This is a genomic window from Citricoccus parietis, assembly GCF_042433045.1.
In the GTDB taxonomy this organism is placed as follows: Bacteria; Actinomycetota; Actinomycetes; order Actinomycetales; family Micrococcaceae; genus Citricoccus; species Citricoccus parietis.
This window is the reverse complement of record NZ_JBHLWH010000005.1, coordinates 252,436-273,693: the sequence shown is the minus strand read 5'-3', so window position 1 is coordinate 273,693 and position 21,258 is coordinate 252,436. Positions and strand designations below refer to the sequence as shown.

Genomic DNA, 21,258 nt, shown 5'->3' with positions numbered 1-21,258 from the left:
AGCGTCTGCGTGATCTACTAACAGTCACTTAACCATCAGGTGTTGCGAGGACCCCTGGAAACCGCCCTGTGACCGGGGCCCTTCTGGTGGGTGCACCCCCCGGGACTCGAACCCGGAACCCATTGATTAAGAGTCAATTGCTCTGCCAGTTGAGCTAGAGGTGCCTGTTGTTCTGGACCGATAAACCGTCCGTGCAACGAGGAAAAACTCTAGCAGAGAACCGTGGTGGACGCGAAATCGGCCAAGGCGTGGCCTTCGCCACTACGGGCGGGGATCTCCGGACGAGGCCGGCTCAGGAGACTCGCCGGTCTCGGCGTAGTAGGACTCCAGGGTGTCCATGAAGTGGGACATGAACTGGTGGAAGTCCTCGGCGTCCTCGTCCTGCTCCAGAACCAGGGTGCCGTCGTCGTCTACCTGCTCCGGGCCGGGCCTGAGGGCGGTGAGGTGGGCCCGCAGGTTCTCCGTCAGCGGCACCCGGGGCGCCCCGGAGACCTCGAACCAGGTCCGGAAGCCGGTCACGGTCTCGACCTGGTAGCCGGTGCCCGTGTCCGCCAGGGTGGCCACATTGCCCAGGGCGACCGTCGCGATGGACGTGTCGGCCGGCACCTCGGGAAGAGCGTCCAGGTCAACGGGGCACAGCAGTAACTCCAGAGGCTGCCGTCGATAGCCGATCGTCCAGGGATTGCCGGCGCCGGAGGGCTGCGCATAGACGAGATTGAAGTCGCCGTGGTTGAACACGCGGGTGTCGAAGACCCCGCGGAGCAGGTGCTTCAGGTCTTCACCGTCCATGGGGTCAGTCTACGGACCGAAGAGGCCGGCTTGCGTGTCGGGTGCCGTGTGCGATGTCGTGTGCGGTGTCACGTGGGCGCCGACCGTGGCGGGCGGTCCTAGGATGTTGCCCATGACCACCCTCACCGCAGACACCACCCTTCCCGGCGGTTCGGAGGGCGGAGGCAACTCCGGTGCCTCCACCCCGGACATCAAGCCACGCTCCCGCGCGGTCACCGACGGAATGGAGCGCGCCCCCGCACGCGGCATGCTCCGTGCGGTCGGCATGGGCGACGAGGACTTCGCCAAGCCCCAGATCGGCATCGCCAGCTCGTGGAACGAGATCACCCCGTGCAACCTCTCCCTGGACCGCCTCGCACAGGCCTCCAAGGAGGGTGTCCACGCCGGTGGCGGCTTCCCGCTCGAGTTCGGCACCATCTCCGTGTCCGACGGCATCTCCATGGGGCACGACGGCATGCACTACTCGCTCGTGTCCCGTGAGGTCATCGCCGACTCCGTGGAGACCGTGATGCAGGCCGAGCGCCTGGACGGCTCCGTGCTGCTGGCCGGCTGTGACAAGTCCCTGCCGGGCATGCTGATGGCCGCCGCCCGTCTGGACGTCTCCAGCGTGTTCATCTATGCGGGGTCCACCATGCCGGGGTACGCCACCCTGGAGGACGGCACGGAGAAGCAGGTCACCCTGATCGATGCCTTCGAGGCCGTGGGCGCGTGTGCGCGCGGGTTGATGAGCGAGAAGGACCTGGACACCATCGAGCGGGCCATCTGCCCGGGCGAGGGTGCCTGTGGCGGCATGTACACGGCCAACACCATGGCCTGCATCGGCGAGGCACTCGGCATGTCCCTGCCCGGCTCCGCAGCCCCGCCCTCGGCCGACCGCCGCCGCGACGTCTTCTCCCGCAAGTCCGGCGAGGCTGTCGTCAACCTGCTGCGCCTGGGCATCACCTCGCGGGACATCATGACCATGAAGGCCTTCGAGAACGCCATCGCCGTGACCATGGCCTTCGGCGGTTCCTCCAACGCGGTGCTGCACCTGCTCGCGATCGCCCGTGAGGCCGGCGTCGACCTCACCCTCGACGACTTCAACCGCATCGGGGACAAGGTCCCGCACCTGGGCGACCTCAAGCCCTTCGGCCAGTACGTCATGACGGACGTGGACAAGGTGGGCGGCGTTCCCGTGGTCATGAAGGCCCTGCTGGACGCCGGGCTCATCCATGGCGACGCACTGACTGTCACGGGCAAGACCGTGGCCGAGAACCTGGCGGACATCACGCCCCCGGACCTGGACGGCAAGGTCCTGCGCGCCCTCGACAACCCGCTGCACCACAATGGCGGTCTCGCCGTCCTCAAGGGGTCCCTGGCACCCGAGGGCGCCGTGGTGAAGTCCGCCGGCTTCGACGCCGACGTCTTCGAGGGCACCGCCCGCGTCTTCGAGCGCGAACGCCAGGCCATGGACGCCCTCGAGGCGAACGAGCTGCAGGCGGGCGACGTCGTCGTCATCCGCTATGAAGGCCCCAAGGGCGGTCCGGGCATGCGCGAGATGCTGGCCATCACCGGAGCCATCAAGGGTGCCGGCCTGGGCAAGGACGTCCTGTTGCTGACGGATGGCCGCTTCTCGGGTGGTACCACCGGCCTGTGCATCGGCCACGTGGCCCCGGAGGCGTCCGACGCCGGCCCGATCGCCTTCGTGCGCGACGGCGACCGGATCCGTGTGGACATCGCCGCCCGAACGCTGGACCTTCTGGTCCCGGAAGACGAGCTGGAGGCTCGCAAGGACGGCTGGGAGCCGATCCCGCCCAAGTTCACCACCGGGGTGCTCGGCAAGTACGCCAAGCTCGTGCACTCCGCCGCCGAGGGCGCCTATCTCGGCTGATTGTCCACGGACCGGACACCTGTCTCACGATGTGAGACGGGTGTCCGGTAGATTGACACCGTCAGCACCCACTCGGGGATACTGGTCGCATGTCCAACACACGACTAGTCGTCGTTATCCAGCGCCTGGCCTGAACCACGGTTCGGTACGGCGGGTTCGCCCGCTGCCAGGCGCGAAACCCCGAGTAGGCCAACCGGCCGCCGTCGGGGTTTTTTTGTTGGGGAAGCGGAACGAAGCCGGCCACCACATCGGCTTCACTGGTTTCTCCGCCAGCAGGCGGACGACCCGGGGGACACCCGGGCCGGGCACCCAAGGGGCTTTGAATAGCCATCGGACTAGCAGTGACGAAGAAGGCACAGCAATGAGCAACGGATCTCGCATCACCCCGTCGGTGATGCCATCCCATACGGCCCGCGACAAGCGGGACAGGAACGAGTCGCCGGCCGACAGTCTGGTCCCCGGCCCCAACAAGGTCGTCGAGCCGGTGCAGATGACCGGATCACAGGCCATCGTGCGGGCGCTGGAGGAACTGGGCGTGACGGACGTCTTCGGGCTTCCGGGCGGAGCCATCCTGCCGACCTATGACCCGTTGATGGACTCCACGACCATCCGCCACATCCTGGTGCGCCACGAGCAGGGCGCGGGCCACGCGGCACAGGGCTACTACCTGGCGTCGGGCCGGCCCGGCGTGGCGATCGCCACCTCGGGTCCCGGTGCCACCAACCTCGTGACGGCCATTGCGGACGCCCACATGGACTCCCAGGCCTGCGTGTTCATCACGGGCCAGGTCGCCTCGACGGCCATCGGCTCCGATGCCTTCCAGGAGGCGGACATCGTCGGCATCACCATGCCGATCACCAAGCACTCACGGCTGATCACGAAGGCCGCGGACATTCCGCAGGCCATGGCCGAGGCCTTCCACATCGCGACCACCGGCCGTCCTGGCCCCGTCCTGGTGGACGTGGCCAAGGACGCCCAGCAGGCGATGATGGAGTTCTCCTGGCCCCCGAAGATCGACCTGCCGGGCTACCGGCCGGTGGTCCGCGGTCACTCCAAGCAGGTGCGGGAGGCGGCCCGGCTCATCCAGCGGGCCGAGCGTCCGGTCCTGTACGTGGGCGGCGGCGTCTCCCGCGGGCATGCCAGCGTCGAGCTGGCCGAGCTCGCCGAACTGACCGGCGCGCCGGTCGTGACCACCCTGACGGCGCGCGGCGTCTTCCCGGACTCCCATGAGCAGCACCTGGGCATGCCGGGCATGCACGGCTCCGTGGCCGCCGTCTCCGCCCTGCAGATGTCCGACCTGCTGATCACGCTCGGGGCCCGCTTCGACGACCGCGTCACGGGGCAGCTGGACTCCTTCGCGCCGAAGGCCAAGGTCATCCACGCCGACATCGACCCGGCCGAGATCTCCAAGAACCGCACGGCGGACGTGCCGATCGTGGGCTCGGTCAAGGAGATCATCCCCGAGCTCGCCGATGCCGTGCGGGACACCCATGCGGAGGCCGGGAAGCCGGACCTGGCCGAGTGGTGGACCGTGCTGAATCGGCTCCGCGAGACCTACCCGATGGGCTACACGCCCACCGAGGACGGTCTGATGAGTCCGCAGAAGGTCATCGAGCGCCTCTCCGAGCACTCCGGGTCCGAGGCCGTGTACGTGGCCGGGGTGGGCCAGCACCAGATGTGGGCCAGCCAGTTCGTGAAGTACGAGCGCCCCCACCAGTGGCTGAACTCCGCCGGGCTCGGGACCATGGGCTTCGCGGTCCCCGCCGCCATGGGCGCCCAGGTCGGCAATCCGGACCGCGTGGTCTGGGCCATCGACGGGGACGGCTGCTTCCAGATGACCAACCAGGAGCTGGCCACCTGCCTGATCAACAAGATCCCGATCAAGGTGGCGATCATCAACAACTCCTCGTTGGGCATGGTCCGCCAGTGGCAGACCCTGTTCTACGAGTCCCGCTACTCGAACACGGACCTGAACACCGGGCACGACACGATCCGGGTGCCCGACTTCGTGAAGCTCGCGGAGGCCTACGGCTGCGCCGGCCTGCGGTGCGAGAGCGAGGAGGACCTGGACGCCACGATCGAACAGGCCCTGGCGATCAACGACCGCCCCGTGGTCGTCGACTTCGTGGTCTCCCGTGACTCCATGGTGTGGCCGATGGTTCCGGCCGGTGTGGGCAACAGCGAGATCCAGGTCGCCAAGGACATGACCCCGGACTGGGACGAGGAGGACTGACCATGGCAAGGCATACGCTGTCCGTATTGGTGGAGGACGTGCCGGGCGTGCTGACGCGCGTCGCCAGCCTCTTCGCCCGCCGGGCCTTCAACATCCACTCCCTGGCCGTGGGCACCTCCGAGCTCGAGGGGCTGTCCCGCATCACCGTGGTGGTGGACGCCGAGGGCGACCTGCTGGAACAGGTGACCAAGCAGCTGAACAAGCTCGTCAACGTCATCAAGGTCGTCGAGCTCTCGTCCGGTGGCTCCGTCCAGCGCGACCACCTGCTGGTCAAGGTCCGCTCCGATGCCGCGTCCCGGTCCCAGGTGGTCCAGGCCGTCGAGCTCTTCCGCGCCTCCGTGGTGGACGTCTCCACGGACTCGGTGACCATCGAGGCGACCGGCGCGGCAGACAAGCTGTCCGCACTGCTCGAGGTCCTGGAGCCCTTCGGAATCCGTGAGCTCGTGCGCTCCGGCACCATCGCTGTGGGACGCGGGGGCAAGTCGATGACCGACCGTGCCCTCCCCAAGAGCTGACCCAAGAGCTGAACAGAACCAACCCCAACCATCACCTTCAACAGATCCACAACGAGGAGATTTCCTGTGACGACCACCAAGTACTACGAAGACGACGCCGACCTGTCGATCATCCAGGGCCGCACCGTCGCCGTCATCGGCTACGGCTCCCAGGGCCACGCGCACTCCCTGAGCCTGCGCGATTCCGGTGTCGACGTCCGCATCGGCCTGGCCGAGGGCTCGAAGTCCCGTGCCAAGGCCGAGGCCGAGGGCCTGCGCGTCGTCTCCGTGGCCGAGGCCGCTGCTGAAGCGGACCTCATCATGATCCTCACCCCGGACCAGGTCCAGGGCGCGGTCTACAGCGAGCACATCGCCCCGAACCTGCAGGACGGCGACGCCCTGTTCTTCGCCCACGGCTTCAACATCCGCTTCGGCTACATCCAGCCCCCGGCCGGTGTGGACGTCGCCCTGGTCGCCCCGAAGGGCCCGGGCCACGTGGTCCGCCGCGAATTCGAGGCCGGCCGCGGTGTGCCGGCGCTGGTCGCCGTGGAGCAGGACGCCACCGGCAACGCCAAGAACCTGGCCCTGGCCTACGCCAAGGGCATCGGCGGCACCCGCGCGGGCGTCATCGAGACCACCTTCACCGAGGAGACCGAGTCCGACCTCTTCGGCGAGCAGGCCGTGCTCTGCGGCGGCGCCTCCCAGCTGGTCCAGTACGGGTTCGAGACCCTGACCGAGGCCGGCTACCAGCCGGAGATCGCCTACTTCGAGGTCCTGCACGAGCTCAAGCTCATCGTGGACCTCATGGTCGAGGGCGGCATCGCCAAGCAGCGCTGGTCCGTCTCGGACACCGCCGAGTACGGCGACTACGTCTCCGGCCCGCGCGTGATCGACCCGTCCGTCAAGGAGAACATGAAGGCCGTGCTGGCCGACATCCAGGACGGCACCTTCGCGAAGCGCTTCATGGACGACCAGGCCGCCGGCGGCCCCGAGTTCAAGAAGCTGCGCGCTGCTGGGGAGGCCCACCCGATCGAGAAGACCGGCCGCGAGCTGCGCCAGATGTTCTCCTGGCTGAAGGACTCCGACGACGACTACACCGAGGGCACCGCGGCCCGCTGAGCCAGCCGAACCGGCTGACGCCACCGACCACTTTCAGTCGACTTCGTGTGGGTCACAGAGCCCAGAACCCACGCGAAGTCGACTGAAAGCGTTGGCGAGGGGCCGTCGTCGTCCCCCAGGCCGGTCACCGGGCCGCTCTGCAGTCCGCATCCGACCACCCCTGCCTACCCCTAGAATCGAAACGGCCGACCCGAGCCAGCGCGGTCGGCATCCCTGACTAACCGAAGGTGATCGACCCGTGTCTGAGACCAAGCCCGTTGTCCTCATTGCTGAAGAACTCTCCCCGGCCACGGTGGACGCGCTCGGTCCGGACTTCGAGATCAGGACCACGGACGGTTCGGATCGGGCTCAGCTGCTGGCGGCCCTGCCGGGCGCCCATGCCGTGCTGGTCCGCTCGGCCACGAAGATGGACGCCGAGGCCATCGCGGCCGCCCCGAACCTGAAGGTCATCGCCCGGGCCGGAGTCGGGCTGGACAACGTGGACACGAAGTCCGCCACCCAGGCCGGCGTCATGGTCGTCAACGCCCCGACCTCCAACATCCTCTCGGCCGCGGAACTGACCTGCGGCCACATCCTCGGGGTGGCCCGTAACATCGCCCCGGCCAACCGTGCGCTCAAGGGCGGCGAGTGGAAGCGGTCCAAGTACTCGGGCGTGGAGCTCTACGAGAAGAAGCTCGGCATCATCGGCCTGGGCCGCATCGGCTCGCTCGTGGCCGAACGCATGCGCTCCTTCGGCATGGAGATCCTGGCCTACGACCCGTACGTCACCTCCGCCCGCGCCCAGCAGATCGGTGCCCGGCTGCTGTCCCTCGACGAGCTGCTGGCCGAGTCTGACTTCATCACCATCCACATGCCGCGCACCCCGGAGACCCTCGGCATGATCTCGGACGAGCAGTTCCAGATCATGAAGGACACCGCCTTCGTGGTGAACGTCGCCCGCGGTGGCCTGATCGACGAGGACGCCCTGCACCGCGCCCTCGAGGCGGACATCATCGGTGGCGCGGCCATCGACGTCTTCTCCTCCGAACCCGCCGTGGACCTCCCGTTCTTCGCCCATGACAACGCCGTGGTCACCCCGCACCTGGGCGCCTCCACCGAGGAGGCCCAGGAGAAGGCCGGCGTGTCCGTGGCCAAGTCCGTGCGTTTGGCGCTGGCGGGCGAGCTCGTCCCGGACGCCGTCAACGTGGCCGGCGGCGTCATCCACGAGGACGTCCGTCCCGGCATCCCGCTGGCCGAGAAGCTCGGCCGCATCCTCACGGCCCTGTCCACGGGGGACTCGCTCACCGTGGTGGAACTCGAGGTCGCCGGTGAGATCGCGGACAAGGACGTGAAGTCCCTGCAGCTGGCCGCCCTCAAGGGCGTGTTCACGGATGTGGTCTCGGACCAGGTCTCCTACGTCAACGCCCCGGTCCTGGCCGAGCAGCGCGGCGTCGAGTCCCGGCTGACCACGACCGCCGAGTCCCCGGCCTACCGGAACACCGTCACCGTCAAGGGCGCCACCTCCAACGGCACCCAGCTCTCCGTGGCCGGCACCCTGACGGGGCCGAAGCAGGTGCAGAAGGTCGTCGGCATCGACGGCTATGAGCTCGAGGTCCCCATGGCCGAGCACCTGCTCGTGTTCCGCTACACCGACCGTCCGGGCGTCATCGGCACCATCGGCCAGGTCCTCGGCGACGCCGGCGTGAACATCGCCGGGATGGACGTGTCCCGCCAGGAGGAGGGCGGGGAGGCCCTGGCCCTGCTGACCCTGGACGCCACGCTGCCGGCCGGCGTCGCGGAGGAGCTCGGCAACGCCATCGGCGCCTCGAAGGTGGCCGGCATCGACCTGGAGGACTGACCCTCCTCGCGCATCCCCGGCGTGCCGGTGGCTGCCGGCGGGGCAGCGCACCGGCTCGGCCGGCGTCGGCGATGCGATAGATTCGACGGGTGACTTCTCCGGATGCCGAGCCCCAGAACCAGACCCCCGCGCGGGAGCCGTACTACCTGACGACCGCCATCTCGTACCCGAACGGTGAGCCCCACATCGGGCACGCCTACGAGTTCGTCGGCACGGACGTGATGGCCCGGTTCCAGCGGCTGGACGGCAAGGACGTGTACTTCCTGACCGGCACGGACGAGCACGGCCAGAAGATGCAGCAGACGGCGCAGGCCGAGGGCATCACGGCCCTGGAGCTGGCCACCCGGAACTCGGCGGCGTTCAAGGCGGTCGACGACGAGGTGCTGGACATCTCCTATGACCGGTTCATCCGCACCACGGACGCCGACCACACCGTGGCGGTCCAGGAGATCTGGCGCCGCATGGAGGCCACCGGGGACATCTACCTGGACCAGTACGCCGGCTGGTACTCCGTCCGGGACGAGCGCTTCTTCGGCGAGGACGAGACCGAGGTCCGCCCGGACGGGAAGCGCTATGCCACCGAGACCGGCACCGAGGTGACGTGGACGGAGGAGGAGAGTTATTTCTTCCGTCTGTCCCAGTATCAGGACCGGCTGCTCGAGCTGTACCGCACCCGCCCGGACTTCGCCGCGCCGCAGTCCCGGTTCAACGAGGTCATCCGCTTCGTCGAGTCAGGCCTGGAGGACCTGTCCATCTCCCGGACCTCCTTTGACTGGGGGATCCCGGTCCCGGCGCCCGCCGAAGGCTCCGGCAACCGGCCCACGCGGGACCACGTCATGTATGTGTGGGTGGACGCCCTGACCAACTACCTGACCGGTGCCGGCTTCCCGGCGGAGGACTTGGAGCAGTTCCGCTTCTGGCCCGCCGACCTGCACGTGATCGGCAAGGACATCTCGCGGTTCCACTGCATCTTCTGGCCGGCCTTCCTGATGAGTGCCGGACTCGAGCTGCCCCGGCGGGTCATGATCCACGGCTTCCTCAACAACAACGGCGAGAAGATGTCCAAGTCCCTGGGCAACGTGGTCGGCCCCGCGGAGTGGGTCGAGCACTACGGCCTGGACGCCGTGCGCTACTTCCTGCTGCGCGAGTTCCCGTTCGGTGCCGATGGCTCGTACAGCCACGAGGCCGTCGTCGGGCGCAAGAACGCGGACTTGGCCAACAACCTCGGAAACCTCGCCCAGCGGTCCCTGTCCATGGTGGCCAAGAACCTGGACGGTGTGGTGCCCCAGCCGGGGGAATACACGGCGGCGGACCGTGCCCTGCTGGACGCGGCCGCCGGCCTGTTGGACACGGCCCGCGCGGACTACGGCGTGCAGGACTACCACCACGCCCTCGAGGTCACGTGGGCGCTGTTGGGCGATGCGAACGCCTACTTCGCCGAGCAGCAGCCCTGGGTGCTGCGCAAGACCGACCCCGCGCGGATGGCCACGGTGCTCTACGCGACCCTGGAGACCGTGCGCCGCGTGGCCCTGCTGGTGCAGCCGGTCATGCCCGGGTCCGCCGCGAAGCTGCTGGACCTCCTGGGCATCGCCCCCAGCGGCGACGCCGGCCGCACCGGTGCCTCGGGCGCCGGCCCGCGCTCCTTCGCGGCCTGGGACGCGGCCCTGGTGCCGGGCAGCTCCCTGCCCGCGCCCCAGCCGGTCTTCCCACGGCACGAGGAGCCGGACGCCGGCTGATGCCGTGTCCACCATGTGGACTGCACGACCACATGGTGGACGCTCGCGAGGGTGTCGGCCTAGCCTGTCGCCATGGACAACACCGCCTCCGCCACCGCTCCGTCTGCTACCTCCTCCGGTGGGGCCACCACCCTGGACCTCGCCGTCATCGGCGGCGACGGGATCGGTCCGGAAGTCACCGCCGAGGCCCTCAAGGTCATGCGTGCGGCCACCGCTGCCGCCGGCGACGCCGAGATCACGGTCACCGAGTACACCCTCGGGGCCGCCCATTGGCTCGCGACGGGGGAGACCCTCACCGACGAGGCGCTGGAGCAGCTGCGGGCCCATGACGCCATCCTGTTCGGCGCCGTCGGTGCCGCCCCGAACGACACCCGGGTCCCTTCCGGGCTGATCGAACGCGAGCTGTTGCTCAAGCTCCGGTTCTCGCTCGACCACGGCGTGAACCTGCGCCCGTCACGCCTCTACCCTGGCATCCCGAGCCCGCTGGCCCACCCCGGGGACATCGACTTCGTGGTGGTCCGTGAGGGCACCGAAGGCCCCTATGTGGGCAACGGGGGTGCCATCCGCACCGGGACGGTGCAGGAGATCGCGACCGAGGTCTCCATCAACACCGCCTTCGGCGTGGAACGCGTGGTGCGCCACGCCTTCGCCCTGGCCGCCACCCGCGATCGCCGCCACGTCACCCTGGTGCACAAGCACAACGTCCTGGTCCACGCCGGCCACCTGTGGCGCCGCACCGTGGAGGCCGTGGCCGCCGAGCACCCGGACGTCACCCACGACTACATGCACGTCGATGCCGCCACCATCTTCATGACCACGGACCCGGCGCGCTTCGACGTCATCGTGACGGACAACCTGTTCGGCGACATCCTCACGGATCTCGCCGCGGCCGTCACCGGGGGCATCGGCCTGGCCGCCTCCGGCAACGTCAACATCTCCGGCACCGCGCCGTCCATGTTCGAGCCGGTCCACGGCTCCGCCCCGGACATCGCCGGCCAGCAGAAGGCCGACCCGACGGCAGCCATCCTCTCCGGCGCCCTGCTGCTCGAGCACGCGGGCCGCCCCGAGGCCGCCCGCCGCATCAACGAGGCCGTGTACGCGGACATCGCGGCGCGCGGAGGGGCGGACGGCGCGACCGATCGGGGCACCGCCGAGGTCGGCGACGCCATCGCCCGCTCCGTCTGAGCCGGCGGGTTCTATGATGGATGTACCCGATGAGAAAGAAGTTGCCGTGACCATGGAATTCGCCCGCCACCCCCATCCCTCGCCGATCGCCGAGGAGCGGCGCCGGGAGATCCTGGTCAGCCCCGGCTTCGGACAGCACTTCACCGACCACATGGTCTCCATCGACTGGACCCGGGCGTCCGGGGATGCCGCCGCCGTGTCCTCGGCACCCCACAGCGGGGGAGAGTGGCATGATGCGCGCCTCGAGCCGTTCGGCCCGCTGTCCCTCTCACCGGCCGCCGCCGTGTTCCACTATGCCCAGGAGATCTTCGAGGGTCTCAAGGCCTACCGGCATGACGACGGCAGCGTGTGGACCTTCCGCCCGCAGGCCAACGCCGCACGGCTCAACCGTTCCGCCCGCCGCCTGGCGCTGCCGGAGCTGCCGGAGGAGGTCTTCCTGGAGGCGCTGCGCTTGCTGGTCGCCACGGACCAGTCCTGGGTCCCCGAGGGCGACGGCCAATCGCTCTACCTGCGCCCCTTCATGATCGCCACCGAGGAGTTCCTCGGGGTGCGGCCGGCCAACGAGATCGGCTTCAAGGTCATCGCCTCCCCGGCCGGCAACTACTTCGGCGGCGAGCTCAAGCCCGTGTCCATCTGGGTGTCGCGTGAGCTGGCCCGTGCCGGCCATGGCGGAACGGGGGCCGCCAAGTTCGGGGGCAACTACGCCGCGTCGCTGGCGGCCCAGCTCGAGGCCTCGGCCCACGGCTGCGACCAGGTCCTGTTCCTGGATCCGGTCCGGGACAACGCTGTCGAGGAACTCGGCGGCATGAACGTCTTCTTCGTCTTCGCGGACGGCAGTCTGGTCACTCCGGAGCTGACCGGCACCATCCTGGAGGGTGTGACGCGCTCCTCCGTGCTCCAGTTGGGCCGGGATCGCGGCATGAACGTGGTCGAGCGCACCATCACCGTCGAGGAATGGCGCGCGGGTGTGGCGAGCGGCGAGATCACCGAGGTCTTCGCCTGCGGCACGGCCGCGGTCATCACCCCGATCGGCACCCTCGTGGACGGCGAGGACTCCTTCACGTCGCCGGCGGTCGATCCGGCCACCTCGGTGGCGCTGGACATCCGCCGCGAGCTGCTGGACCTGCAGACCGGCCACGGCGACGACCGGCACGGCTGGCTGTACCGGCTGGTGTGATCCCGGGGGCGTGATCCGGCAGGCATGATCCGGCGGGCCGCGACACCGGCTGCACTGACCTAGGCTGGTGGCATGCGCATTGCCCGATTTGTTGTAGACGCCGAACCGCAGTACGGACTCGTCGAGGGGGAGGCGGAGAACCCCCAGGCGGACTCAGAGGACCTCGAGGTCGTGGTCCTCCACGGGGACCCGTTCTTCCAGGGCATCCAGCCCACGGCCACACGCCACCGCCTGGCGGACGTGCGTCTCGTGGCCCCCATCATCCCCCGGTCCAAGATCGTGGGCATCGGGCGCAACTGGGCGGACCACGCCTCCGAACTCGGCAACGCCGTCCCGGACAGCCCGCAGTTCTTCCTCAAGCCCAACACCTCCGTGGTGGGCCCCGGCGAGCCGGTCACCCTGCCGGCCTGGAGCGAGCAGATCTCCTATGAGGCCGAGCTGGCCGTGGTCATCGGCACCATCTGCAAGGACGTCCCCGCCGAGCGCGTGGACGATGTGGTCTTCGGCTACACGGTCGGCAACGACCTCACCGCCCGGGACGCGCAGAGGTCCGATCTGCAGTGGGCCCGCGCCAAGGGCTTCGACGGCGCCTGCCCCCTCGGGCCATGGATCGAGACCGGCCTGACCAGTGCGGACACCGAGGACCTGGGCATCCGGATGGAACTGGACGGCGCCGTCGTCCAGGACGGCCGCACCTCGGACATGGTCTTCGGCGTGAAGGAGATCGTCTCCGCCGTCTCCCAGGCCTTCACCCTGCTGCCCGGTGACGTCATCCTCACCGGGACGCCGGCCGGCGTCGGGCTTGTGGAAGGCGGGCAACGGACCGAGGCGACCGTGGAGGGCATCGGCACCCTCACCACGGTGTTCCGCCGCTGACCTCCGGCTGACCCGTCAGGGAACCGCGCCGGCGACCCACCGGCGCGGTTGCTTGACGCATATCACACTCGGGTTCAGGATGGTTGCGGTCCGCGCGCCAGCGCACCACGCACCTGACCGAGGAGAACGCTTATGAGTGACGCCAGTTCGGCCGCCACCGGCACGGAAACCGATCCAGACCCGGCGGTGGACCTGCCGCCGGTGGCCGTCGAGTCCAAGCCCCGATGGACCCCGCTGAAGATCGCGATCTGGGCGGCCATCGCCCTGCTGGGCGGCGTCGCGTGGGTCATGCTGGCCATCGTGCGCGGCGAGACCGTGAACGCGATCTGGTTCGTGTTCGCCGCGGTGTGCACCTACCTGATCTTCTACCGCTTCTACTCGAAATACGTCGAGCGCAAGATCACCCGGCCGGATGACCGCCGTGCCACCCCGGCCGAGTACAAGGCGGATGGCAAGGACTACGTGGCCACGGACCGCAAGGTCCTGTTCGGTCACCACTTCGCCGCGATCGCCGGCGCCGGCCCGCTCGTGGGCCCCGTGCTGGCCGCCCAGATGGGCTACCTCCCCGGCACGATCTGGATCATCGTCGGCGTGGTGCTGGCCGGTGCCGTGCAGGACTACCTCGTGCTGTTCTTCTCCACCCGCCGCGGAGGCCGGTCCCTGGGCCAGATGGCCCGGGACGAGCTGGGACGAGTCGGCGGTTACGCGGCCATCGTGGCCACGCTGCTGATCATGATCATCATCACCGCGATCCTCGCGCTCGTGGTGGTCAACGCCCTGGGCGAGAGCCCGTGGGGCGTGTTCTCCGTGGGGATGACGATCCCGATCGCACTGTTCATGGGGGTCTACCTCCGGTACCTGCGTCCGGGCCGCATCGCCGAGGTCTCCGTCATCGGCTTCGTGCTGCTCATGGTCGCCATCGTGGCCGGAGGCTGGGTGGCTGAGACGGAGTGGGGTGCCGCGATGTTCACGCTGGACCGGACCACCATCGCCTGGGGCATCATCGTCTACGGCTTCATCGCCGCCGTGCTTCCCGTGTGGCTGCTCCTGGCCCCGCGCGACTACCTCTCCACGTTCATGAAGATCGGCGTCATCGTGCTCCTGGCCGTGGCGATCATCATCGTCCAGCCCGGCATCGAGGTGCCGGCCGTCAGCGAGTTCGCCTCGCGGGATGACGGCCCGGTGTGGGGCGGTGCGCTGTTCCCGTTCCTGTTCGTCACCATCGCCTGTGGCGCGCTCTCCGGATTCCATGCGCTCATCGCCTCCGGCACCACCCCGAAGATGATCGAGAAGGAGAAGCAGACCCGCTTCATCGGCTACGGCGGCATGCTGATGGAGTCCTTCGTGGCCATCATGGCGCTGGTGGCGGCCGTGTCGATCGACCGGGGAATCTATTTCGCCATGAATGCACCGGAGGCCCTGACCGGCGGCACCGTGGAGGGAGCCGTGGCCTGGGTCAGCTCGCTGGGCCTGGCCGGGGTGGACCTCACGCCGGAGATGCTCACCACGCTGGCCGGGCAGGTCGGTGAGGAGACGGTGGTGTCCCGGACGGGTGGCGCCCCCACCCTGGCGGTGGGACTCGCCCTGATCATCGGCCAGTTGATCGGCGGAGCAGGCATGCTCGGCTTCTGGTACCACTTCGCCATCATGTTCGAGGCGCTCTTCATCCTGACCGCCGTGGACGCCGGCACCCGCGTGGCCCGGTTCATGCTGCAGGACTCCATCGGCAACGTGGTGCCCCGCTTCAAGGACACCAGCTGGCGGGTCGGTGCCTGGTTGTGCACGGCCATCATGGTGGCCGGCTGGGGAGCCGTGCTGCTCATGGGCGTGGGGGACCCGCGAGGCGGGATCAACACCCTCTTCCCGCTGTTCGGCATTGCCAACCAACTGCTGGCCGCCATCGCGCTGGCGGTGGTACTCACCATCGTCGCCCGACGCCGGACCTTCGGCTCGCTCTGGATCGTCGCGCTGCCGTTGGCGTTCATCACGGTGATCACCACCGTGGGCTCGTTGCAGAAGATCTTCTCGCCGGCGCCGGCTGTCGGGTACTGGGCTCAGCACGTCCAGTTCCGGGACGCGCTGGCGGCGGGGGAGACGTCCCTGGGCGCCGCCCCGGACGTGGCCGCGATGGAGGCGATCGTACGCAACTCCCTGATCCAGACCACCCTGTCGGTGATCTTCCTGGTGCTGGCGATCGTGGTGATCGCCACGTCCGTCATCCGCACCGTCCAGGCCTTCCGGAGCACCGAGGTCATCGACCATGCCGAGCCGGACGTGCCGTCGCGGATGTTCGCCCCTGCCGGGTTGTTCGCGACGCCGGAGGAGAAGGCGGTCCAGGCCCAGTGGGATGCGCTGCCGGAGGACCGGCGGCCGGTCTCTGAAGGCCACCGATGAGACCCGCGGACTGGGGCCGGACGCTCGTGAGGGGCTGGTCCTCTGCCGTCTGGTACGCCAAGGCGCTGATGGGGGAGGACCGCTACCGGCAGTACCTCGCCCATCAGGCCCGGGTCCATCCGGAGGCCACACCGCTGAACGAGGGAGAGTTCTGGCGGATGGTCTACCGGGAGCAGGACCTCAACCCCTCGGGACGGTGCTGCTGAGCGGGCGCCGGCGATCCGGTCAGTGCTGATCGGGTTCGGGGCCCATGACGGGAACGCGGCGGGGGCCGCACTAGGATGGTGGCCATCATGAGCCCTGAAACCCGACCGGCCCCTGCCGATGTTCCCGTTGTCCCCGCCGAGACGCCCGTCCGCGTCCGCTTCTGTCCCTCACCCACCGGAACCCCGCACGTCGGGCTGATCCGCACGGCCCTGTTCAATTGGGGCTGGGCGCGCCACACCGGCGGCAAGATGGTGTTCCGCATCGAGGACACCGACGCCAATCGTGATTCCGAGGAGAGCTACCAGCAGCTCCTGGAGGCCATGGACTGGCTCGGCATCGACTGGGACGAGGGCGTGGAGGTCGGTGGACCGCACGGCCCGTACCGGCAGTCACAGCGGGCCGACCTCTACCAGGAGGTCATCACCAAGCTCCGGGACGCGGGCTACATCTACGAGGCCTTCTCCACGGCCGATGAGGTCGAGGCCCGGCACCGGGCCGCCGGCCGGGACCCGAAGCTGGGCTATGACAACTTCGACCGTGAGCTGTCCGAGGAGCAGAAGCAGGCCTTCCGTGCGGAGGGCCGCCAGCCGGTGCTGCGTCTGCGCATGCCGGACACGGACATCACCTTCACGGACACCGTCCGCGGTGAGATCACCTTCCGGGCGGGCTCCGTCCCGGACTTCGTGGTGGTCCGGGCCGATGGGAACCCCCTGTACACCCTGGTGAACCCCGTGGACGACGCCCTGATGGAGATCACCCATGTACTGCGTGGTGAGGACCTGCTCTCCTCCACACCCCGCCAGATCGCGCTCTACCGAGCCCTCTACGCGGTGGGCGTGGCCCGGTACATGCCGGAGTTCGGGCACCTGCCCTACGTCATGGGCGAGGGCAACAAGAAGCTGTCCAAGCGTGACCCGCAGTCGAATCTGTTCCTGCACCGTGAGCGCGGCTTCATCCCCGAGGGGCTCATCAACTACCTGGCCCTGCTGGGCTGGTCCCTCTCCGCGGACGAGGACATCTTCACCCGCGAGCAGTTCATCGAGGCCTTCGACATCCACCAGGTGCTGGCCAACCCCGCCCGCTTCGACGAGAAGAAGGCCACGGCGATCAACGGCACCCACATCCGGATGCTGGATGCCGCCGACTTCCGTGGCCGGCTGGTGCCCCACCTGCAGGCTGCGGGCCTGGTGGGCGAGTCCCTGACCGACCGTGAGAACGAGATCCTCGACGCCGGCGCGCCTCTCGTCCAGGAACGCATCGCCCTGCTGGGGGAGGCCGTGGACATGCTCGCCTTCCTCTTCCAGCCGGACGCGGACATCAGGACGGCGGACGGGGCCCTGAAGGGCATGCCTGCCGACCTGCCGGCGGCCCTGCCGGCGGCCCTGGCCGCGGCCCGGGCCGGCCTGGACGGGATCGACGCCGGCTCGTGGACCGTCGAGTCCATCGAGGCTGCACTGCGTGCCGCGTTGATCGACGGCCTGGGACTCAAGCCGCGGCAGGCGTTCGGCCCCGTGCGGACCGCGGTGTCCGGTAAGAAGGTCTCGCCGCCGTTGTTCGAGTCCCTGGAGATCCTGGGCAAGAACTCCACCCTGTCGCGCCTGGACCGGTTTGCTGTTGAGCAGGCAGAACAGGCATCACAGGCAGGGCAGCAGACGGCAACAGGCGCGCCGGAAGCCTAGGACGCCGGGCGGGAGCCCGGGCCGGAGTTCTCACTGGAGGCCTCCGGCCCGGGTCCGTCTTGTCCGGAGTCGTGCTCGCGGCGGGCCCGTCGGCGCCAGGCGGCCAGGCCGGCGAGCACCGCCGCGAGGGCGAGGAACGGCAGGCCGAGTCGCCAGACCTCACCCTCGACCTGGGTGGCCAGCCCGAGGCAGGAGACGATCCCCGCCACGGGCAGGAAGGCCGGGACGCGGAAATGGCGCCGGTCCACCGGATCCCGCCGCAATACGAGAACGGCGGCGTTGACGGCGGTGAACACCACGAGCAGCAGGAGCACCATGGTGCCCGCCAGGATCTCCAATGTGCCGGTCAGCGCGAGCACCAGGGACAGGCCGGTGGTGGCGATGATGGCCACCCAGGGCGTCCGCCGCTGCGGCAGCAGCCGGGTCAGCACGGCCGGCAGCAGCCCGTCCCGGGCCATGCCGTAGGCCAGGCGCGAGGACATGATGCCGGTCAGCAGGGCGCCGTTGGCCACTGCCACGAGGGCGATCACACTGAAGAGGACCGGCGGGACGAATCCGGCGGCCGTGACCACTTGGAGCAGGGGAGCAGAACTCTCGGCCAGTTCCGCCGTGGGGATAACGGCCGCGGCAGCCGCACCGACGAGCGCGTAGACGACGCCGGCCACGATCAGGGCGCCGAAGAGGGCCCGGGGGTAGGACCGCGCCGGGTCCTTCGTCTCCTCGGCGATGTTCACGCTCGTCTCGAAGCCCACGTAGGAGTAGAAGGCGAGGACGGTGCCGGCCAGAACGGCGGGCAGTGGACCTTGGTCGTCCGTGCCCAACTCCGTCAGCCGGCCGAGGTCCCCGTCTCCGCGGGCCACGACGATGATGCCGAGGACGACCACCATGATCAGGCCGGAGACCTCGATGATGGTCGCCACGCGGTTGGCGCCCATCGACTCGGAGATGCCCCGCGCGTTCAGCGCCGCCAGCAACCCCAGGAAGATCACCACCACGAGTGCCGTGGGCAGCGTGACGAACTCGGTGAGGTAGTCGCCGGCGAAGCCGAGCGCCAGGGTGCCCACGGACACGATGCCGGCGGAGAGCATACAGAACCCGACCAGGAAGCCGACGAAGGGGCCGAAGGCGCGCATGGTGTAGTGGGCGGAGCCTCCGGCGCGCGGATACTTGGTGGCCAGTTCGGCGTAGGAACCGGCCGTCAGCAGGGCCAGGACCAGGGCCACTACGAGGGGGACCCAGACGGCGCCACCCGCCGTGGCGGCGATCTCCCCGGCCAGGACGTAGACGCCCGCCCCGAGGACGTCGCCGAGGATGAAGAAGAAGAGCCCCGCGGTGGTGACCGTGCGGCGCAGGGAAACAGGCTGATCGGAGGTGGCTGTCATGGACACACTGTAAACGCGGGGGAGGCCGCGTGACGGCCGTTTTGTCATTGGGGCGGAACACCGGTATAGTAAACACCCGTGCCGGAGTGAGTCCGGCATGAATGGCGCAGGGGGTCCGGGACACCGGATCATCTCCTTGACAGCCATTGGGGTATGGTGTAATCGGCAACACAACGGTTTCTGGTACCGTCATTCTAGGTTCGAGTCCTGGTACCCCAGCGGAGTACATCGATTCGGTTTCGATCGATTTGGTGGAATCCCCCAGAGTATGAAATACTACTGGGGTTGCCCAATCGGAAATGCCACGCGGCAGGACGGTTGAGCAACGGTGACGGCCCCATCGTATAGCGGCCTAGTACGCTGCCCTCTCACGGCGGTAACGCGGGTTCGAATCCCGCTGGGGTCACCAGCTGAGAAGACCCGGTCCACCAGGACCGGGTCTTTTCTTTGCCCGTCGGAAGCTGCTGCGCTCCGGTGTCCTGTTCCGGTGCCATGATGGGATGCGTGAGCACTGATCCCACCCCCGTCCCGCCGCAGCGAGCGGCCCAGGCCGTGGACCTGCTGAGCCGGTTGCGCAGCGAACTGGCCGGGGTGTCCCTGCCGCTCGGGATCGACGGAGCCGCCGAGGCCGCCCGGGTGCGGGACGCCGCCGTCGCCCAGCTGGACGACTACGTCCTGCCGCGGTACCGCAGCCTGGACGCACCGCTGCTGGCCGTCGTCGGGGGATCAACCGGTGCCGGCAAGTCCACTCTCGTCAATGCCCTGGTGGGGCACGCCGTGACCCGTTCCGGCGCCATCCGTCCGACCACACGGCAACCGATCCTCCTGCACCACCCGGAGGACGTGGACTGGTTCACCCCCGACCGCGTGCTGCCGAACCTCTCCCGGACCACCGGCCACCGCGCCGTGCCGGGGACCACGGTGCCCGCGGAACGCGTGGGGGTGGATCCGGACCCCGAGGCCATCAACTCCCTGGTCCTGGTGGCCGAGCAGGCCCTGCCCGCCGGTCTGGCCCTGCTGGACGCCCCGGACATCGACTCGATCGCGGACGAGAACCGGCGACTGGCCGGTCAGTTGCTCTCGGCCGCAGACCTCTGGATCTTCGTCACCACCGCGAACCGCTATGCGGATGCCGTCCCCTGGGAGCTGCTCCTGGACGCCGCCGCCCGGGACATCACGGTCGCCGTGGTGCTGGACCGTGTTCCGCCCGGCGTGGAGGACGAGGTGGCCACGGATCTGCGCGGGCTCCTCGAGCGTCAGGGGCTGGGCTCGGCCGGGCTCTTCGTCGTCACGGAGTCCGCCCTCGACGTCCAGGGGATGCTCCCGGCGGGCGCCGTGCGGCCGCTGCGCGCATGGCTGGAGTCCATTGCCGGTGATGCCGGTTCCCGTGCGGCGGTTGCCCGGCGCACCCTCAACGGGGTGGTCCGGCAACTGGCTGAGAAGACCTCGGAGCTGGCGGCGGCCGAGGACGACCAGCGTCACGCGGCGGCCCGGCTGGCCGGTGACGTGGACTCCGCCTACGAGCAGGCGCTGACGGGCGTGCTGGCCTCGACCCAGGACGGGACGTTGCTGCGCGGGGAGGTGCTCTCCCGCTGGCAGGACTTCGTCGGCACCGGGGAGTTCTTCCGGTCGCTGGAATCGGGGATCGGGCGGCTGAGGGACCGGATCACCTCCTTCTTCCGGGGCCGGCCGGCCCCGCCGGAGGAGGTCGAGACGGCGATCGAAACGGGCCTGCACGCCGTCCTCGTGGAACAGGCCGCTGCGGCCTCCGAGGAGTCCGCCCAGCGCTGGCGTCAGGACGCGGCTGGGCGCGCGCTCGTCACCGGCCAGGATCCTGCCAGGCTCCCCGCCGACTTCAGCGACCGCGCGGCCGCCGAGATCCGGGGTTGGCAGGGGGATCTGATCGCCCTGATCGAACACGAGGGTGCCGGCAAGCGGACGATGGCCCGGATCTCCGCCCTGGGGGTGAACGGCGTGGCCGTGACCCTGATGATCGTCTCCTTCGCGGCCACCGGCGGGCTGCTGGGCATCGAGGTCGGGATCGCCGGCGGGACCGCGGTGGTGGCGCAGAAGCTGCTCGAATCGATCTTCGGCGAGGACGCCGTCCGCCGGCTGGCCCAACGCTCCCAGGCGAACCTCGTGGACCGGATCACCGGGCTGCTGCAAGCCGACGCCCGCCGGTTCACCGCGCTGTTGGACGGCGTCCGTGACCAGGAGGAGACCGGCCAGTTGCGTACCCTTGCCCCCGAACTGCGTCGGCTGGCCGGACGGGAGGGCTGA

15 protein-coding genes and 3 tRNA genes are annotated in these 21,258 nt (G+C 69.2%); 15 read left to right on the top strand and 3 right to left on the bottom strand.

The features are described from left to right. Positions 1-91: 91 nt before the first annotated feature. Positions 92-164, bottom strand: a tRNA-Lys gene (locus ACFFIO_RS02040). A 97-nt stretch (positions 165-261) separates the two neighbouring features. Next, positions 262-789 (bottom strand): hypothetical protein, encoded by a 528-nt coding sequence (locus ACFFIO_RS02035; RefSeq protein WP_378039994.1) that lies wholly within the window; start codon positions 787-789, stop codon positions 262-264. 112 nt (positions 790-901) lie between these two features. On the opposite strand from ACFFIO_RS02035, the gene ilvD reads away from it, so the two are divergent. From ilvD to gltX, 12 genes are all read left to right on the top strand, one after another. Then, positions 902-2,659: a dihydroxy-acid dehydratase gene (gene ilvD / locus ACFFIO_RS02030; RefSeq protein ID WP_378039993.1), complete on the top strand. Its 1,758-nt coding sequence runs from the start codon at positions 902-904 to the stop codon at positions 2,657-2,659. Positions 2,660-3,020: 361 nt separating this feature from the next. Next, complete coding sequence (locus tag ACFFIO_RS02025) at positions 3,021-4,892, top strand: acetolactate synthase large subunit (RefSeq protein ID WP_378039992.1); 1,872 nt, start codon at positions 3,021-3,023, stop codon at positions 4,890-4,892. Positions 4,893-4,894: 2 nt separating this feature from the next. Next, on the top strand, positions 4,895-5,407 hold the full coding sequence (gene ilvN, locus ACFFIO_RS02020; protein ID WP_344226457.1) for an acetolactate synthase small subunit: 513 nt from the start codon (positions 4,895-4,897) through the stop codon (positions 5,405-5,407). A gap of 66 nt (positions 5,408-5,473) precedes the next feature. Further along, a complete protein-coding gene (gene ilvC / locus ACFFIO_RS02015) occupies positions 5,474-6,505 on the top strand; it encodes a ketol-acid reductoisomerase (RefSeq protein WP_378039991.1) in 1,032 nt (343 codons plus the stop codon). Positions 6,506-6,743: 238 nt separating this feature from the next. Next, positions 6,744-8,342 carry a phosphoglycerate dehydrogenase gene (gene serA, locus ACFFIO_RS02010; protein ID WP_378039990.1) on the top strand — a complete coding sequence of 533 codons (1,599 nt, stop codon included), beginning with the start codon at positions 6,744-6,746 and terminating at the stop codon, positions 8,340-8,342. Positions 8,343-8,431: 89 nt separating this feature from the next. Further along, positions 8,432-10,078: a methionine--tRNA ligase gene (gene metG, locus ACFFIO_RS02005; RefSeq protein ID WP_378039989.1), complete on the top strand. Its 1,647-nt coding sequence runs from the start codon at positions 8,432-8,434 to the stop codon at positions 10,076-10,078. Positions 10,079-10,150: 72 nt separating this feature from the next. Continuing rightward, complete coding sequence (locus ACFFIO_RS02000) at positions 10,151-11,263, top strand: 3-isopropylmalate dehydrogenase (RefSeq protein WP_378039988.1); 1,113 nt, start codon at positions 10,151-10,153, stop codon at positions 11,261-11,263. A gap of 52 nt (positions 11,264-11,315) precedes the next feature. Then, entirely contained in the window at positions 11,316-12,440 is a 1,125-nt protein-coding gene (locus tag ACFFIO_RS01995; RefSeq protein WP_378040011.1) for a branched-chain amino acid aminotransferase, read from the top strand. 72 nt (positions 12,441-12,512) lie between these two features. Then, complete coding sequence (locus ACFFIO_RS01990; RefSeq protein WP_378039987.1) at positions 12,513-13,316, top strand: fumarylacetoacetate hydrolase family protein; 804 nt, start codon at positions 12,513-12,515, stop codon at positions 13,314-13,316. A gap of 132 nt (positions 13,317-13,448) precedes the next feature. Further along, positions 13,449-15,710, top strand: coding sequence for a carbon starvation CstA family protein (locus ACFFIO_RS01985; protein WP_378039986.1), 2,262 nt, complete (start codon positions 13,449-13,451; stop codon positions 15,708-15,710). Beyond that, a complete protein-coding gene (locus ACFFIO_RS01980) occupies positions 15,707-15,916 on the top strand; it encodes a YbdD/YjiX family protein (RefSeq protein ID WP_378039985.1) in 210 nt (69 codons plus the stop codon). Before ACFFIO_RS01985 ends, ACFFIO_RS01980 begins: the two co-directional genes overlap by 4 nt. An 87-nt stretch (positions 15,917-16,003) precedes the next feature. After that, positions 16,004-17,596, top strand: a complete 1,593-nt coding sequence (gene gltX, locus ACFFIO_RS01975; protein WP_378039984.1) for a glutamate--tRNA ligase — start codon at positions 16,004-16,006, stop codon at positions 17,594-17,596. On the opposite strand, the gene ACFFIO_RS01970 is transcribed toward gltX, so the two are convergent. Further along, entirely contained in the window at positions 17,593-18,978 is a 1,386-nt protein-coding gene (locus ACFFIO_RS01970) for an APC family permease (protein ID WP_378039983.1), read from the bottom strand. The genes gltX and ACFFIO_RS01970 overlap by 4 nt on opposite strands. Positions 18,979-19,125: 147 nt before the next feature. On the opposite strand from ACFFIO_RS01970, the gene ACFFIO_RS01965 reads away from it, so the two are divergent. The 3 genes from ACFFIO_RS01965 (at position 19,126) to ACFFIO_RS01955 (ending at position 21,258) form a co-directional block, all read left to right on the top strand. Further along, a tRNA-Gln gene (locus tag ACFFIO_RS01965) sits at positions 19,126-19,197 on the top strand. 114 nt (positions 19,198-19,311) lie between these two features. Next, positions 19,312-19,387: transfer RNA gene (locus ACFFIO_RS01960), tRNA-Glu, on the top strand. A gap of 86 nt (positions 19,388-19,473) precedes the next feature. Further along, positions 19,474-21,258 carry a dynamin family protein gene (locus ACFFIO_RS01955; protein WP_378040010.1) on the top strand — a complete coding sequence of 595 codons (1,785 nt, stop codon included), beginning with the start codon at positions 19,474-19,476 and terminating at the stop codon, positions 21,256-21,258.